The organism is Bradyrhizobium sp. SZCCHNRI1009, from assembly GCF_032487575.1.
Lineage (GTDB): Bacteria > Pseudomonadota > Alphaproteobacteria > Rhizobiales > Xanthobacteraceae > Bradyrhizobium.
In genome coordinates, this window is the sequence record NZ_JAUEUL010000037.1 from 1 (window position 1) to 15,853 (window position 15,853).

Genomic DNA, 15,853 nt, shown 5'->3' on the forward strand with positions numbered 1-15,853 from the left:
CATTCCCTGCGCGACGGTCTTCACGCTTATACGCAGTCTCCCTGGTGCGCCGGGCTTGTTGGCCACCATGCCGCGACAATGCTTGCGCATTGCGCGGGTGACACCAGCGTCGGGGTGTCAGGACGCTGCGACTTCACGTCCGCAAGCCATCGTTCGTCCGCGCCCTCGAAAGAGGACGCTGCGATCTCTCGCGGCCATCGCTTCCCCGCCTCGCGTGTCGTGACGATCGCGCGCTACGCCCCTCTGCGATGAGGCGGGATGCGCATAGACAATCATGATTTCCGAAAAATAGCAAGAAGATTATTTTTATCGGAAGGTGATGTGACGTTCTCCCGCCGTCGTCCCGGGCTTGACCCGACATTTGTCGGTTTGGCGCGATCGGTGGTCATGCTGCGCACAGGCGGGACGAGGTGAAGCTCAATCTCCTTCCTTGGCGCAAGGCGATGCAGCATGGCGATCATTGCATGCAATGATCGCTCATGAAATGGGCTGAGTTCGCGCCGAACGAGCCTGCCCAGCAACCGGGCAATGTCGGCCATCTTCTCAACCCCTTGAATTAGTTCGTGCTTCGCCAGGGCCGTCGCGCCTCGCCGCATTGTACACAATGGCACACCGCTTGCTTCATCAGTTGCGAGACATTCTCGCGGGGAGGCAGGCGGCTGACATGGCGAACTCATCTGCAGCGGCAACCGCGACGATCATCGCCGAGCCGGAGCCGATCACGCTCGATCTGTCCAAGACCGCGCTGGTCATCATCGACATGCAGCGCGACTTCATGGAGCCGGGCGGGTTCGGCGAGACACTGGGCAATGACGTGTCGCAGCTTGCCCGCGCGGTCGAGCCGATCGCGAATGTGCTGGCGGCGGCACGCGAGGCCGGCATGCTGGTCATTCACACCCGTGAGGGCCACGAGCCGGATTTGTCGGATGCGCCGCCGGCCAAGGTCGAGCGCGGCGCGCCGTCGCTTCGCATCGGCGATCCCGGTCCGATGGGGCGCATCCTCATCCGCGGCGAGGCCGGGCACGACATCATTCCCGCGCTCTATCCCGTCGATGGCGAGGTCGTGATCGACAAGCCGGGGAAGGGTGCCTTCTACGCGACCGAGTTGGGCGAGGTGCTGAAGCTCCATGGCATCGCCAATCTGCTGGTGTGCGGCGTCACCACCGAGGTCTGCGTCAACACCACCGTACGCGAGGCTAATGACCGCGGCTATCGCTGCGTCGTCATCTCCGATGGCTGCGCGTCCTACTTCCCGGAATTCCACGAGATGGGGCTGAGGATGATCAAGGCCCAGGGCGGCATCTTCGGCTGGGTCGCGGACTCGGCCGCGGTGCTGAAGGCCATGATCTGAGAGACGAGCTGAAAGATCTGAGACGGATGAGTTTGATCATGTAGTCGCTGCAGGCAACAGGGGAGCAAGGCGATGAGCGGAAGCGGGACGGCAAGCTCGACAAGTGCGGATTTCAAACCGGTGCTCTGGACACAAGGGGACTGGAACGCGTTCTTCGGGTTCGGCACCAACATCCTCGTCAACATGCTCGTCCTCACCGGGCTGTTGCGCTTCGTGCTGAAGATGCCGGACAGCCTGGTGTTCGGCCGCATCCTGCCGGCGCTCGGCCTGATGATGTGCCTGTCGACCTTGTACTACGCGTTCCTCGCCTATCGGCTGGCGCAGAAGACCGGACGCAGCGACGTCTGCGCGCTGCCCTCGGGCGTCAGCGTCCCGCACATGTTCATCGTGACCTTCGTGATCATGCTGCCGGTCACCTTGAAGACCGGCGATCCCCTGAAGGGCTGGTCGGCCGGCCTCGTCTGGGTGTTCTTCCAGAGCTTCATCCTGATGATCGGCGGTTTCGTCGCGCCCTATATCCGCAAGATCACGCCGAGGGCGGCGCTGCTCGGCACGCTCGCCGGCGTCTCGGTCACCTTCATCTCGATGCGGCCGGCGCTCGAGATGTACATGACGCCGCAGATCGGGCTGGTGTGCTTCGCGATCATCCTGGTCAGCTGGTTCGGCGGCGTGAAATATCCGAAAGGCCTGCCGGCCGGTCTCGTGGCGATCGCGGTCGGCATGGTCATCGCCTGGGGCTCCAACCTGTTCGGCCTCGGCCTCGGCGGGCTCAGCGTGAAGGGCGTCGGCGATGCCTTCGCCAACTTTGGCTTCTCGGTGCCGCTGCCGGCGTTCGGCACGGTGTTCTCCGGCTTCGAATATCTCGGCGTGATCCTGGTGACCGCGATCCCGTTCGGCATCTACGACCTCGTCGAGGCCATGGACAATGTCGAGAGCGCGGAAGCCGCGGGCGACGAGTATCCGACGACGCGCGTGCTGACCGCCGACGGCGTCGTCAGCCTGATCGGCTGCATGATGGGCAATCCCTTCATCAACGCCGTCTACATCGGCCATCCCGGCTGGAAGGCGATGGGCGGCCGCATCGGCTACTCCGCGGCGACCGGGCTGATGGTGATCGTGCTGTCCTGGCTCGGCATCATCTCGGTGCTGCTGGCGCTGGTGCCGGTGGTCGCGATCTCGCCGATCCTGCTCTACATCGGCATGCTGATCGGCGCGCAGGCGTTCCAGACGACGCCGGTCAAGCACGCGCCGGCGATCGTGCTCGCGTTCACGCCGCATCTCGCCGCCTGGGCCAAGCTGCAGATCGACACCATGCTGGCCTCGACGGTGACGGCGGCGCAGGCTGTCGGCGGGCTCGCTGCCGACAAGGTGGACGCGGTGAAGACCGCCGCGATCGCCGCGCTGCCGCAGCAGGGCGTGCTGTATCACGGCCTGGAAGTGATGGGTGGCGGCTCGATCCTCGCCGGCCTCGTGCTGGGCGCCATCGGTGTGTTCGTCATCGAGCGCGACTTCACCAAGGCGGCGGCGTTCGCGCTCGCCGGTGCGGTCATGACCTATTTCGGCTTCATGCATGGTGAGGCTGTCGGCATCGGCGGCGGCTTCGGTGTGACGCCGGCGGTGGCGCTGGCCTATGTCGTGGTCGCGGGCGGGCTGTTCTGGCTGGGACGGCTCGGCATGTCCGAGAGCTACGTGCCGCATGCCGACATGCAAGCGGCGCCGGCGGAGTAGGCCGACTGCGGCACGAAAGCCAAGTTGGTTCAGACGGTCATTCCGGGGCAATCGTCAACTCGACGTCGCGAAGCGGCGGCGGGTTGGCGATTGAACCCGGAATCTCGAGCTTGTTGAAAGCCGACGCAAGACAACATCGAGATTCCGGGTTCACGGCCTGTCGGCCTTGCCCCGGAATGACGTTGTGGTGAGGCAAATGCCTGCACCGTCTCACCAGTCCGGCCGCCGGATCAGTCTTCGACCGTCACGTGGCCGGCTGATCGAGATAGTAGCGCAGCAGCGCCTCACCGGGCTCGGACAGCCACTCTGCCGCACCGGTCACATCGCCTTCGATCAAGCCGCTCATCCCGATCAGATAGGTGATCGGCATCGCCGGCGTGGCGAAGACGGAGGCGTCGGCATTGGCTGGATTGGTCGCCTGCGCATGCGGGTCGGCGAAGGACAGACGGGGCATCGCGACCGTTTCCGCGTATCGGCGGATGGTCTTGATGTCGCGGCGGTCGGTGCAGATGGTCCAGACGTCGAGCGCCGGCATCCGGACGCGGTCCAGTGCGGCGAGCGTCGGCAGGTCGGTCTTGCAGGCCGCGCACCACGTCGCCCACAGGTTCACCAGCGTGACATGGCCTGGCTTCGGCGCGAGCGTCACGTCCTTGCCGCTCAAGTCCTGCAGCTTCAACGGCGGCAGCGGATTGCGCGGCCGCTCGACGATGAACTGGCTGCGGCCGCTGCGGAACAGCGGCGGCCTCGGATCATCAGCCGCGGCGCGGACGCGCGGCGAGGATACAAGGAGGGCGGTGGCGGCTCCCAGCAGCGCTGTGCGGCGCGTGAGGGCGCTGAAGGAAACAGTCTCAGCCATGGATGTAGGCCCAGCCCTTGCGCTGCAACTCGACGACGCGGCCGATGCCGAATGGCACGAGCTTCGCGCCCTCGATCAGCTCGATCATCAGATTCTCCTTGCTCTCGGCGATCGCCTTCGACGAGGCGCACATGCTGAAGCCGATATGCGGATACATCTGGCGCAGTGCGGCGATCGGCTCCTTCAACGGAGATTTGTCGGCGCGGAAGACATCGATGCCGCTGCCGTTGGCGACGACCTCGATGATGGGCGTCTGTCCGAGGCTGGCGAAATGCCGCGTGAGATTCCCCGAATAGCTGATGGCGTGGCCCATCACGTGCGGATCATTGCGATCGATCAGGATGACGATGCCGGCGCGATGCTGGGCGACGGCCGGCACGGCGGGGGTTGGAGTGCCGAGGGCCGTCGCGCCAGCGACGAAGCCGCGACGGGAGAGATCTTGAACGGGTTCGCTCATCGCTGCTTTCTCGTCGCAAGGGAAACCGTCGGCCGTGGCGATTCCAAGGCCGGTGGTTGCCGGGTCAGTTGCGCGGCCGGATCGGCGCCTTGTTGTTGCGGCCCCACAGCACGAACAGCGACAAGGCGAGCAGCAGGATATTGAGCGGGGTGACGGCGGCCTCGCCGCGGGAAAGATGAAAGGCGAGGGCGAACACCTGGAGCGTGGCGCAGCCGAGCGCGGCGAGGACGGTCAGGCGCGGCATGATGCGGGTTAGCGACGGCAGGATGATGCCGAGCGCGCCGGCGAGATCGACCAGCCCGATCGCGCGCACGAAAACCTCGGAATACTCACCTGCCCACGGCATCATCGCCGCAAGCTGCGGGATCGGCGTGAACAGCTTGGTCAGGCCGGCTCCGCCAAAGGCCACGAAGATCAGGGCCTGTGCGGTCCACAGGCCGATGCGCAGCGCGAGCGAGGGCCGAAGCGGGGTGAGATCGGTGGTCGATGCAGTGGTGGACACGATGGAAGTCTCCAAACGAGTGGGGGTTGGTCGGCGCAGGTTGATGATTTCTTCTGGATTGATCATTATGCCTCCCGTTGAGAAATCATTTCTTGCTGGTTGATGATCAATGGACTCCCTCGTCAGCATCCGGGTGTTCTGCCAGGTCGCCGAGCTCAAGAGCTTCGCTGCGGCGGCCGAGCGGCTGAGCCTGTCACCCGCCATGGTCTCCAAGCACGTCATGGAGCTGGAGCGGCGGCTGTCGACCCGGCTGCTCAACCGCACCAGCCGCCGCGTCGGGCTGACCGAAGCCGGTGTGGTCTATTTCGAGCAGGTGCGTCAGCTGCTGGAGCAGCTCGACGACGTCGAGGCTGATGTCAGCGAGGCCACCGTGCTGCCGCGCGGCACGTTGAAGCTCAGCGCCTCCGTGTGGTTTGCGAATTCGCTGTTCGCCGACGTGCTCGCCGCCTATCGCTCGCGCTATCCGGAGGTCGTGCTCGATGTCGACCTCAGCGGCCGGCTCGTCAATCTCATCGACGAGGGTTTCGATCTCGCGCTCCGCACCTCGGCCTCGCCCGGTGACGGACTGATCGCCCGTCCGCTACCCTCGATCCTGATGCAGTTCGTCGCTGCGCCACGCTATCTCGCCGCGGCGGGCCGGCCGACGGCGCTGGCCGATCTCAATGGCCATGCGTTCCTGAGATATGCGCTGATCCCCACGCGCGCGATGACGCTGCCTGGCCCCGACGGCGAGGTCATGCCGGCTTTCAAGGACGTGCTGATCAGCGGCAACGAAACGCTGCTTCACCATGCCGCCGTCGCTGGCATGGGCATTGCCGTGTTGCCGCGCTGGCTGATCATGGATGATCTCGCGACAGGCCGGCTCGAGACGGTGCTGCCGGAGGCGTTGACGCTCAAGGCGCCGCTGATGGCGGTCTATCCGAGCCGCAAATATCTCTCGGCCAAGGTCCGCACCTTCATCGACTTCATCGCCGCCGATCCACGCCTGAAGCAGGTCTCGGAAGGGCCGCCGCCTGCGATCGATACGATCAGGGCGCGCGGGCGGAAGCGGCGGAAGACAGGGGCGTGATGCGCGTGGCGGCCTTGGCAGCTCGCGATCTGAGCTGGGGTGTGCTCATCGCTGGCTATCAATTTCTACAAGTTCGACTCGATGTATAGCAGCATGATGTTGTTGAGCTCTCGCGGCAGTGAAGGTGCACCTCGCCCCGCCAGGGCGAAGCGAAGCTTCGCTAGGGCGGGGAGAGGTCGGATTGCATCGAAGATGCAATCCGGGTGACGGGGACAGGTCTCTCCACGAACACTTCCCGTGCGTCTGCTCACCCCAACCCTCTCAGCGCGAGCAAAGCTCGTTGCGGCCCCGTGACGAATGGGAAGAGGGAGCGCACCGATGGTGCCCCACGTTCACGGTCGCACGGCCGGCGCGTCCATCGTCATGCCGCGTGCCCGCGACATCAGATAGAGCTCGAGTGCGATCATGTCCGGCGCGTCGAAGTCGAAGGCTTGCGCGCGCACGCCGGTCATGCAGCCGCGGAGGCGGCGCTGCAGCGAGCCCATGCCCTGCCATTCGAGGCGATAGATCGGATAGCCGGTCGGCTGTCCCTGTGTGATCGATGAGCCCGCGAGATGCCTGTCCCAATTATCGTCGTGGCAGTTGGCGCAGGCGAGATTGAGCTGGCCCTGGCGCTGAAAGAACAAGTCGCGGCCGCGTGCGATCGAGGACGCCAGCCGCGGGTCGTTACCGGCGGTGATCGGCATCCCGCGCGATTGCTTCGCGATCAGCGCCGTCAGCGCCAGCAGCTCGCGGCTCTCTGCTGCGAACGGCGCGGCCTCCTGATGCTGCCTGCGGCAGAGATTGACGCGCTGGCCGAGATCGACCGGCACACCGCTCGCGGCATTGAAGGCGGGATAGCGCGCAGCGACGCCCTTCATGCTGACATCGACCGCGCCGTGACAATCGCCGCACGCCTTGTTGGCCGTGCCGGCCTTCGTCGTCCACAGCGCCTCGCCGTCGAGCACCGACAGCATCGCTGGATTGGCGGTGTCGTCGTCCTGCATCGCCTTGGTGTCCGACGACATGAAGTCATAGCCGGAGCGGCGCGCGGACTCTGCAATCTCGCCGGCCAGCACGGGCAAGGTCAGGGCGATCATCGTCATGACAGTGAGAAGCGCCGGCCGCATCAGTCGACCGTGATCGTCGCCGTGGCGGTAGCGACGAAGCCGTTGTCGCCGATCCACTCGAAGGCGAAGCGGCCGCTCTCGGTCGCCGTGGTGAAGAACGACAGGAACGGATTGGCGGCGATGGCCGGATAGAGGTCGGCGCGGAAGATCTCGGCGCCATTGAACCTGCAGGTGAAGCTCGTGATGATGTCACGGGGGATGGCCTCGCCTGCGGCCGTATGGCGATAGCCCGGCTCCATGACGTGGCTCATCAGCGTCTTGATCTCGATGACGGCGCCGCGCCTGGCCTTGGCGGGAACGTTGACGAGGGCGGCAGGCATCACGGCATCTCCTCGGTGCAGGCGGCCAAGGTCACGATGACGTCGACGCTCGCCGACCAGAACGTGCCGTCGGACAGTTTCGCGATCGCCACCACCTTCTGGGTGTCGGCGAGCCGGATGCGCGTCGTGACCTGGGCGCGGCCGGCGCTCGCCGTCAGGTGGAAACTGGCGACGTTGGGCTGCGGGTTCTTCTCGTTGAAGACGTGGATGCTCTTGACGAAATTGTCAGGCGTCATCGGGTGATCGACGCTGACCGTCATGGGCACGGTGTTGCCGTTCTCCACCAGCGGCGGGATGTCGAGCCGGACCTTGCCGACCGTCACCTTGGCCTCGCCGACGAGGTTGCGGATGGCGGACGCCAGCATCGCCGGCGTCGCCTGCGCCGGCCGGACCGTGATCAGCGGCAGCGCGCTGGCCGCGGTGAGCGTTCCCGCCAGTTGCAGCAAATGGCGGCGCGAGATGTGGGATCGTTCGAACATGCCGGTCATATGGGCTCACTCGCGCAAGGTCGCGAGATAGGCGACGATGTCTTCGATCTGCTCCGCCGACAGGATCGGCTTGTCGCGCCAGGCGGAACCGACGCGGGTCAGCCCGTCAATGCGATAGTAGGACGGCATGATCGTTGCCGGATTGAGCCTGGAGGCATCGACCAGCCGCAAGCGGAGCTGCGGCATCGTCGAACGGCTGCCGGCGCCGGCAAGGCTGGGCGCGAGATCGCCCTGGAACCGCGCTTCCGGGAACGGGCCGGAATGGCAGAGAATGCAGGTCGAGCTGCGTGCGAGAACGAGCGCGCGGCCGCGCGCGGCGTCGCCGGACTGGCCGGTGAGGGAAGAGGAGATGCCGTCGCCGACGATCGTATACGGCGCGAGCGCCTGCGCGGCGACGGACGCGGGCAGGGCCATGATGAGGATCGCGATGAACCGGCTAGCCGAACGCATCATGGGTCAGCGCCTTGAACCAGGCCGTTGCCGCCTCTGCCTCGTTGGCACGCGCCGCAGGTGGGGCATCGAGGGGGCTGGTCCTGCTGCCCTCCACCTCGGCGAACAGGTCTCCCTTCGGCTGATACACGCCCGACAACGAGAACGCGTAGTCCGGCGCGACGAGGCTGTAGCAGACGCCGGTCAGCGGCGGCGTATCGGACTGCCGTCCGGTCAGGTCGCGCACGATCACCGCCGCGCACGTCTGGCCCTGCGCCCGCGCCGCGCCGGCCGATTTCGGAATGCCGCCGCCGAGGCACGCGTCGCCGATGACGTGGACATCCGGAAGCAGCTTCGAGGCGAAGGTCGTGGCATCGATCGGGCACCAACCGGTGCGGTCGGCCGCACCGGCAAGCGCGGCAATGCGGCCCGCCTTCTGCGGCGCGATGATGTTGGTCACATCGGGATTGTAGTTGCCGAACTCGGTCACCACGGTGCGCGTGCCGATCTCGACGCCGGTGACGCGGCCGCCCTGCGACAGCGGAATGCGCTCGATCATGCCGGGGTAGAGCTGCTGCCACGCCTGCTCGAACAGCTTCTGCTGCGAGAAGCTGTCCTTGGCATCGAGGATCAGCACCTTCGACTTCGGCTTGTGGGCCTTGAGGTAATGCGCGATCAGGCTGGCGCGCTCGTAGGGCGCCGGCGGGCAGCGCGACGGATTAGCGGGGACGGCGATCGCGACCGTGCCGCCATCCGGCATCGCCTCGATCTGCTTGCGCAGCAGCAGCGTCTGTTCGCCGGGCTTGTAGGCATGCGGCATGACCGTCGAGGCAGCCTCGTCGTAGCCTTGCAGGGCCGTGAAATCGAGATCGATGCCGGGTGCCAGCACCAGGCGGTCATAGGCCAGCATGGCGCCGTCGGCGAGCGTCACCTTGTGTGCAGCCGCATCGATGGCGGTGGCCGCCTGTAGCACGACGCGCACGCCTTCGGCGGCGACCTTGTCGTAGCCGAACTGCTGCGCTGTGATATCGCGCAGGCCGGCAATGACCTCGTTGCTCAGGGGGCACGAGGTGAATGTCTTGTTGGTCTCCACAAGCGTGACGTCAAGCTTTGCGTCGGCCTGGCGCAGGGCGCGGGCGCAGCTCGCGCCACCAAAACCGCCGCCGATGATGATCACGCGCGCCGTCGTCTGCGCGCGCAGCACCGCCGGCGCGGCGAGCAGGGCTGCGCCCGCCGCGATCAGGCCGCCGACCTCTCTGCGGGTGCGCTGGCTCACTCTCATCCATTCAGAATAGCATGGCGGCGGCCATTGTTCCCAACGGCTGCCGCCACACGGATCATGCGAAGGTGATGTTCTGGTCGCGCAGCGGCACCGAGCGGATGCGTTTTCCGGTGGCGGCGAAATACGCATTCAGCACGGCGGGGGCGGCGACGCCGATGGTCGGCTCGCCGACGCCGCCCCAGAAGCCGCCGCTCGGGATCATGATCGCGTCCACCTTCGGCATCTCGGCGATGCGCATCGAGTTGTAGCTGTCGAAATTGGTCTCGACGATCCGTCCGTCCTTCACGGTGCAGCCGCCGTAGAACAGCGCCGACAGGCCGTAGACGAACGAGCCGGCGATCTGCCGCTCCACCTGCGCCGGGTTGACGACATAGCCCGGATCGGTCGAGGCGACGATGCGGTGGATCTTGATCTTGCTGCCGTCGATCACCGAGATCTCGGCGGCGCCCGCGACGTAGCTGCCATAGCCGTGCAGCTGAGCGAGGCCACGGTACACGCCGTCCGGCGCCGGGGTGCCCCAGCCGATTTTCTCCGCGACGGCGTTCAGCACCGCGAGATGCTTGGGATGATCGGCCATCAGCTTGCGGCGGAAGTCCAGCGGGTCCTGGCCGGCCGCATCGGCGAGCTCGTCCATGAAGCACTCGAGATAGATCGCGTTCTGGTTCACGTTGACGCCGCGCCAGAAGCCCGGATTGATCTGCGGGTTCCGCATCGCATGCTCGATCAGCAAATTCGGCACGGAATAGCCGATCGTCGCTTCGCCTGATGGCGCGAGCCCCTGGAAGGTCGCAGGGTCCTTGCCGTTGACGAGTGCATCCGGTCGCAGGCTGAACAGGATCGACTGGCCGGAGATGCGCATGTGCAGCGCGGTCAGATTGTTGTCGGCATCGAAGCCGCCGGTCAGCTTGCACTGCGTGACCGGGTGATAGCGGCCATGCGTCATGTCCTCCTCGCGCGACCACAACAGCTTGATCGGCGTGCCCGGCATCTCCTTGGCGATCTTCACCGCCTGGCGGACATAGTCGGTCTGGCCGCGCCGGCCGAAGCCGCCGCCGAGGATCAGCTTGTGCACCTCGCATTTGTCGGCAGGCAGCCCTGAGGCTTCCAGCACTGCGGCGAATGCCGCCTCGCCGTTCTGCGTGCCGCACCACACCTCGCAGCGCTCGGGCGTGTAGAGCGCGGTGGCGTTCATCGGCTCCATCGTGGCGTGGTTCTGATAGGGATAGTTGTAGACGGCCTCGACCTTCTTCGCCGCGCTCGCCAGCGCCGCCTTGGCGTCGCCGTTCTCGTTGCCGACGAAGGCTGGGCCGGACTCCAATCCTTCCGCGAGCCATTTGGCGATCGAGGCCGAGGAGACCTTGGCGTTCTCGCCTTCGTCCCACACGATCGGCAGCGCATCGAGCGCGGTCTTGGCGTGCCACCAGGTGTCGGCGACCACGGCCACGGCGGTGCCGTCGATCGCGACCACCTTCTTGACGCCCTTCATGCCGGCGATCTTGGCCTCGTCATAGCTCTTCAGCTTGCCGCCGGTGACCGGACAGTCCTTGATCGCGGCGTTGAGCATGTTCGGCAGCTTCATGTCGGCGCCGTAGATCATCGCGCCGGTGACCTTGTCGGCGGTATCGAGCCGTCTCACGCCCTTGCCGATCAGGGTCCAGTCCTTGGGATCCTTCAGCTTCACGTCGGCTGGCGGCGTCAGCTTCGCGGCGGCCTCGGCCACCTTGCCGTAGGTCGTGGTCCGGCCCGAGGCCTTGTGGGTGATGACGCTATTCGCAGCCGTGCATTCGGCCGCCGGCACCTTCCACTCGTCGGCGGCGGCCTGGATCAGCATCATGCGCGCGGCGGCGCCGCCCTTGCGGACGTAGTCCTGCGACGCGCGGATGCCGCGGCTGCCGCCGGTGGAGAAATCGCCCCACACGCGCTTGCGGGCGACGTTCTGGCCCGGCGTCGGATATTCGGTCGTGACCTTGCTCCAGTCGCAAGCCAATTCCTCGGCGACGAGCTGGGCGAGACCGGTCAGCGAGCCCTGGCCCATTTCCGAGCGGGCGATGCGGATCACCACGGTGTCGTCGGGGCGGATCACGACCCAGGCGTTGACCTCGGGCGAGCCATCCGCGGCGCGCACGATCTGCGGCCCGCCGAAGGGGATGTCGAGGCCGAGGGCGAGGCCGCCGCCGAGCGCGGCGGTGCCGATGACGAAGGACCGGCGGTCGAGGCGCGGCGTTACATGCTGGTTCATGCCGTCCTCCTCAGGCGTTGGCGGCGGCGTGGATCGCCTCGCGCACCTGCGCGAAGGTTCCACAACGGCAGATGTTGGTGATGGCGTCGTTGATGTCCTGATCGCTCGGCTTCGGATTGTCCTTGAGCAGCGCCGCGACGGCCATGATCATGCCGCTCTGGCAGTAGCCGCATTGCGGAACGTCGTTCTCCACCCAGGCCTGCTGCACCTTGTGCAGGCCGGTGTCGCTCGCGAGCCCCTCGATGGTGGTGATCTGCTTGTCCAGGGCCTCGGAGACGGTGACGCCACAGGAGCGCACGGCCGCGCCGTCGAGATGCACGGTGCAGGCGCCGCATTGTGCAATGCCGCAGCCATATTTGGTGCCGGTCAGTCCGGCGTTCTCGCGGATCGCCCACAGCAGCGGCGTGTCGGGCTCGACGTCCAGAGTATAGGATTGTCCGTTGATCGTGAGGTTTGCCATCGCAGATCCCATTCGTTCAACGCGCCAGTTGAACAGAGGGCGGCACTGTGGCGCGAACGTTTGCATCCTTCAAATCAAGAATATGCGTTTGCCGCGCGCAGGATTTGTGATGGGCCCGGCTTGTAGTTGCGTCGGCTCATGGGCCGCGCGGCGGAGCGACGGCAAGCCGCAGGAAGCTCATCACGCTGCCGAGCGCGGCGAAACCGGCGCCGAGGGCCAAGGCAAGGGTGGCTCCTTGGTGCCCCGCAAGGCTGAAGCACAAGGCGGCGAGCGCCGCGCCGGTGGTCTGGCCGGTCAACCGGGCCGTGGCGACGATGCCGCTGGCGCCGCCGCTGCGGTGCGGCGGAGCGCTTGACATGATGGCCTTCATATTCGGCGCCTGGAAGAAGCCGAACCCGATGCCGCAGATCAGCATGCGCCAGACGATGTTCGCGATGCTCGGGTTCTCCGGCAACATGGCGAGCAGCGCCATGCCGGAGCCGAGCATCACCAGGCCGATGCCGCCGAGCAGGCCGGCGGGAAAACGGTCCGACAGCCGGCCGGCGATCGGCGCCATGATCGTGACTGCGAGCGGCCAGGGCGTCATGAAGAACCCGGTCTCGACCTGCGAGCGCTGGAGAATGTCCTCGAAATAGAACGGCAGCGACACGAAGCCGAGGCCCTGCACCGAGAACGAGCACACCGCGGTCGCGGCCGACAGCGCGAACACGCCGCGGCGGAACAGGTCGATCGGCAGCATCGGCGCCGGGTGGTCGGCCTGGCGGCGGGCCAGGATGACGCCGAGCACGAGCGCTGCGACCAGTTCGGCGACCACCATGGCCGGCGTCGCGCCGTGCGCGGCGCTGCCGATGCCGGTGATGAACAGGCCGAGGCAGAGCGCAGCGAGGGCGGCGCCGAGAAAGTCGAAGCCGTGCTCGGCGCGCGGCGTCCGTGGCAGCATCCTCATGCCGATCGCGATCGCGATCAGGCCGAACGGCAGGTTGATCGCGAACAGCCACGGCCAAGAGCCGAGCGAGAGAATTGCGGATGCGATCGTCGGGCCGAAGGTGAAGGAAATGCCGACGACCAGCGCGTTGTGGCCGAGGCCGCGTCCCAGCATCTTGCCGGGATAGACGTAGCGCACCAGCGCGGTGTTGACGCTCATGATGCCGCTGGCGCCGAGGCCCTGCAACGCGCGCGCGACGACCAGGGTCGGCAACGACCACGCCAGCGCGCAGCCGACCGAGGCCAGCGTGAACAGCAGGAGGCCGCCGAGATAGATGCGCTGATGGCCGACGATCTCGCCGAGCGCGCCGAGCGGCAATAGCGTGGCCACCAGTGCGATCTGGTAGATGTTGACCACCCAGACCACCTCGGCCGGGGAGACGTGGAGATCGGCCGAGATCGACGGCAGCGCGATGTTGGCGATGGCGACGTCGAGCGAGGCCATCGACAGCGCCGTGAAGATCGCGGCGATGGCCCAGGGCCGCTTGCCGGGCGGCAGGCCATCGGTGGTGCCGTCGCCGGCGAGCTTCGAAGCGTGGTGGCGGTCGGACATGAGACCTTTGGAGACCTTCGGTTCGCGGGGCGCGTCCGGATCAGCATGTACACGGGAGCAGGCGAGCGCCCCAGCCGTCGCGGGCGCATGGCGGTATGCGCCCGGTCGCAAGGAACGGGTCGAAGCCGGCTACACGCCCGGCCTTGCCAGCCGTTCGATCGTCTGGTTGTGCCGCGTCAGGAGCTCGCAGGCGTGGCCGATCTGGCGGGCGCGCAGGGCCTGCAGGATCAGCCGGTGATCCTGGTTGGTGCGCGGACGCCAGCCGGCATTGCGGGCCATCGCCAGCACCAGCCGTGAATTCGCCAGGCGCAATCCGTCGAGGCTCGCCAGCAGCCGCGGCATCGCGCAGGGCGCGACCAGCGCGCGGTGGAAGGCGCGGTTCGCGGTCTCGAATTCCTGGATGGTCTCGGCATTGTCGGCCTCGATCAGCGCGAGCTCGATCGCGGCGAGATGCGTCGGCGTGTAGCGCGGCGCGGCATTGCGCAGCGCGATCACCTCGAGCGCGACGCGCATCTCGACGATCTCCCTGGTCGACTTCGCATCGAGCGGCGCCACCCGCACGCCGCGCCGCGGTGCCGCGACCACGAGATACAGCGCCTCGAGCTGCCGAAATGCCTCGCGCACCGGCACGTGGCTGGATTTGAACTCGCGCGCGACGTGGTCCTGCCGCAGCGGCGCATCCGGAGGGAGCGCGCCACTGACGATCCGTTCGGTGATGGCCTCGGCGATGCGGTGGGCCGTGGTGAGATTCTCGTCCTGCATGGCGATAGATTATCTATCGAAAAAACCGATGCGAGGAAAGCCGCTGTGCCCTACGGTGCTTTAATACGGATTTTTATAGATAATATCTTTGAAAATCTATAATCCGCGTGAGGTGTCGAAATGCCCGTTCCAAGCAGCTTGTCCGATCGCCCCGACAACGACGCTGCCGTCCGTCACGACTGGACCCGGGACGAGGCCGAGGCGCTCTACGGCCTGCCATTTCCGGATCTGATGTTCCTGGCGCAGTCGGCGCATCGCCGGCAGTTCGATCCCACCCGCGTGGAGACCGCGAGCCTGCTCAGCATCAAGACCGGCGGCTGCCCGGAGGATTGCGGCTACTGCTCGCAGAGCGCGCATTACGACACCGGTCTCAAGGCGACGAAGCTGATGGACCGCGATGCGGTGGTCGCCACCGCGCGGTGCGCGAAGGCAGCGGGAGCCGAGCGCTTCTGCATGGCCGCCGCCTGGCGCAGTCCCAAGGACCGCGACCTCGATCAGGTCTGCGACATGGTCAGCGCGGTGAAGGATCTGGGCATGGAGACCTGCGTGACTCTGGGCATGCTGACGCCGCCGCAGGCGCAGCGGCTGAGAGAGGCCGGGCTCGACTTCTACAACCACAATGTCGACACCTCGCCCGAGTTCTACGACCGCATCATCACCACGCGCACGCTGCAGGACCGCATCGATACGCTCGCGCATGTGCGACAGGCCGGCATCAAGGTGTGCTGCGGCGGCATCGTCGGCATGGGCGAGGAGATTGACGACCGGCTCGGCATGCTGGTGCTGCTCGCCAACCTCGCTGAGCATCCCGACAGCGTGCCGATCAACATGTGGAACGAGGTGAGGGGCGTGCCGGTCCACGAGACGGCCACGCGGCCCGATCCGATTGCGCTGGTGCGATTGATCGCGGTCGCGCGCATCCTGATGCCCCGGAGCGTGGTGCGGCTGTCGGCGGGCCGGCAATACATGAGCGACGAGCTGCAGAGCCTGTGCCTGCTCGCCGGCGCCAATTCGATCTTCATCGGCGACGTGCTGCTGACCACGGCCAATCCCCAGGCACAGCGCGACGCTGATCTGCTCGCGCGGCTCGGCATGACCTCGTCGCTGTCGGCGCGTCCGGTCGCACCGGCCGCCGCTAGCGAAAGCGCAGACGCATCGTCCCCGGCCTGATTCGAACCTCATCGCGAGTTCGGCGCGACCGCGCCCACGGAACTGCCTGGTCGTGCCGGTCCACGCCCGCGGCTGACCGAAACAGAGCGGAGCC

17 protein-coding genes are annotated in these 15,853 nt (G+C 66.5%); 4 read left to right on the forward strand and 13 right to left on the reverse strand.

The genetic code is table 11. The features are described 5' to 3' along the window. Window positions 1-272: 272 nt before the first annotated feature. Window positions 273-539: a hypothetical protein gene (locus QX010_RS31705; RefSeq protein ID WP_316183523.1), complete on the reverse strand. Its 267-nt coding sequence runs from the start codon at window positions 537-539 to the stop codon at window positions 273-275. Between the two features lie 125 nt (window positions 540-664). Between QX010_RS31705 and QX010_RS31710 the strand changes: the two genes are divergently transcribed. Together QX010_RS31710 and QX010_RS31715 are read left to right on the forward strand one after the other, a co-directional pair. After that, on the forward strand, window positions 665-1,351 hold the full coding sequence (locus tag QX010_RS31710) for an isochorismatase family cysteine hydrolase (protein WP_316183524.1): 687 nt from the start codon (window positions 665-667) through the stop codon (window positions 1,349-1,351). A 72-nt stretch (window positions 1,352-1,423) separates the two neighbouring features. Then, a complete protein-coding gene (locus tag QX010_RS31715) occupies window positions 1,424-3,079 on the forward strand; it encodes a regulator (RefSeq protein ID WP_315802471.1) in 1,656 nt (551 codons plus the stop codon). 244 nt (window positions 3,080-3,323) lie between these two features. On the opposite strand, the gene QX010_RS31720 is transcribed toward QX010_RS31715, so the two are convergent. From QX010_RS31720 to QX010_RS31730, 3 genes are all read right to left on the reverse strand, one after another. Then, on the reverse strand, window positions 3,324-3,815 hold the full coding sequence (locus tag QX010_RS31720) for a TlpA disulfide reductase family protein (RefSeq protein WP_316183546.1): 492 nt from the start codon (window positions 3,813-3,815) through the stop codon (window positions 3,324-3,326). Between the two features lie 112 nt (window positions 3,816-3,927). Then, entirely contained in the window at window positions 3,928-4,392 is a 465-nt protein-coding gene (locus tag QX010_RS31725; protein WP_315802472.1) for a hypothetical protein, read from the reverse strand. A 64-nt stretch (window positions 4,393-4,456) separates the two neighbouring features. After that, on the reverse strand, window positions 4,457-4,894 hold the full coding sequence (locus QX010_RS31730) for a DoxX family protein (RefSeq protein ID WP_315802549.1): 438 nt from the start codon (window positions 4,892-4,894) through the stop codon (window positions 4,457-4,459). A 109-nt stretch (window positions 4,895-5,003) separates the two neighbouring features. Between QX010_RS31730 and QX010_RS31735 the strand changes: the two genes are divergently transcribed. Next, on the forward strand, window positions 5,004-5,963 hold the full coding sequence (locus QX010_RS31735) for a LysR family transcriptional regulator (protein WP_315802473.1): 960 nt from the start codon (window positions 5,004-5,006) through the stop codon (window positions 5,961-5,963). A 332-nt stretch (window positions 5,964-6,295) separates the two neighbouring features. Here QX010_RS31735 and soxA read toward each other — a convergent pair whose 3' ends face one another. The 9 genes from soxA to QX010_RS31780 form a co-directional block, all read right to left on the reverse strand. Further along, window positions 6,296-7,048, reverse strand: coding sequence for a sulfur oxidation c-type cytochrome SoxA (soxA, locus tag QX010_RS31740; protein ID WP_410051458.1), 753 nt, complete (start codon window positions 7,046-7,048; stop codon window positions 6,296-6,298). A gap of 23 nt (window positions 7,049-7,071) precedes the next feature. Then, window positions 7,072-7,392: a thiosulfate oxidation carrier complex protein SoxZ gene (gene soxZ / locus QX010_RS31745; RefSeq protein WP_316183526.1), complete on the reverse strand. Its 321-nt coding sequence runs from the start codon at window positions 7,390-7,392 to the stop codon at window positions 7,072-7,074. Then, window positions 7,392-7,880, reverse strand: a complete 489-nt coding sequence (locus QX010_RS31750; RefSeq protein ID WP_315802476.1) for a SoxY-related AACIE arm protein — start codon at window positions 7,878-7,880, stop codon at window positions 7,392-7,394. Before QX010_RS31750 ends, soxZ begins: the two co-directional genes overlap by 1 nt. A gap of 6 nt (window positions 7,881-7,886) precedes the next feature. After that, window positions 7,887-8,333 (reverse strand): sulfur oxidation c-type cytochrome SoxX, encoded by a 447-nt coding sequence (gene soxX, locus QX010_RS31755; protein ID WP_316183527.1) that lies wholly within the window; start codon window positions 8,331-8,333, stop codon window positions 7,887-7,889. Then, window positions 8,317-9,585 (reverse strand): FCSD flavin-binding domain-containing protein, encoded by a 1,269-nt coding sequence (locus QX010_RS31760; RefSeq protein WP_410051999.1) that lies wholly within the window; start codon window positions 9,583-9,585, stop codon window positions 8,317-8,319. Before QX010_RS31760 ends, soxX begins: the two co-directional genes overlap by 17 nt. A 61-nt stretch (window positions 9,586-9,646) precedes the next feature. Next, window positions 9,647-11,830: a xanthine dehydrogenase family protein molybdopterin-binding subunit gene (locus QX010_RS31765; RefSeq protein WP_316183529.1), complete on the reverse strand. Its 2,184-nt coding sequence runs from the start codon at window positions 11,828-11,830 to the stop codon at window positions 9,647-9,649. Window positions 11,831-11,840: 10 nt separating this feature from the next. After that, on the reverse strand, window positions 11,841-12,290 hold the full coding sequence (locus QX010_RS31770) for a (2Fe-2S)-binding protein (protein WP_316183530.1): 450 nt from the start codon (window positions 12,288-12,290) through the stop codon (window positions 11,841-11,843). A 136-nt stretch (window positions 12,291-12,426) separates the two neighbouring features. Continuing rightward, the gene (locus tag QX010_RS31775; RefSeq protein WP_316183531.1) at window positions 12,427-13,827 is read right to left on the reverse strand and encodes an MFS transporter; all 1,401 of its coding nucleotides are present in this window, start codon (window positions 13,825-13,827) and stop codon (window positions 12,427-12,429) included. A 129-nt stretch (window positions 13,828-13,956) separates the two neighbouring features. Continuing rightward, window positions 13,957-14,589, reverse strand: a complete 633-nt coding sequence (locus QX010_RS31780; RefSeq protein ID WP_315802482.1) for a GntR family transcriptional regulator — start codon at window positions 14,587-14,589, stop codon at window positions 13,957-13,959. A gap of 120 nt (window positions 14,590-14,709) precedes the next feature. Here QX010_RS31780 and bioB point away from each other — a divergent pair, with 120 nt between their 5' ends. Next, entirely contained in the window at window positions 14,710-15,759 is a 1,050-nt protein-coding gene (gene bioB / locus QX010_RS31785; RefSeq protein WP_316183532.1) for a biotin synthase BioB, read from the forward strand. Window positions 15,760-15,853: the final 94 nt, after the last annotated feature.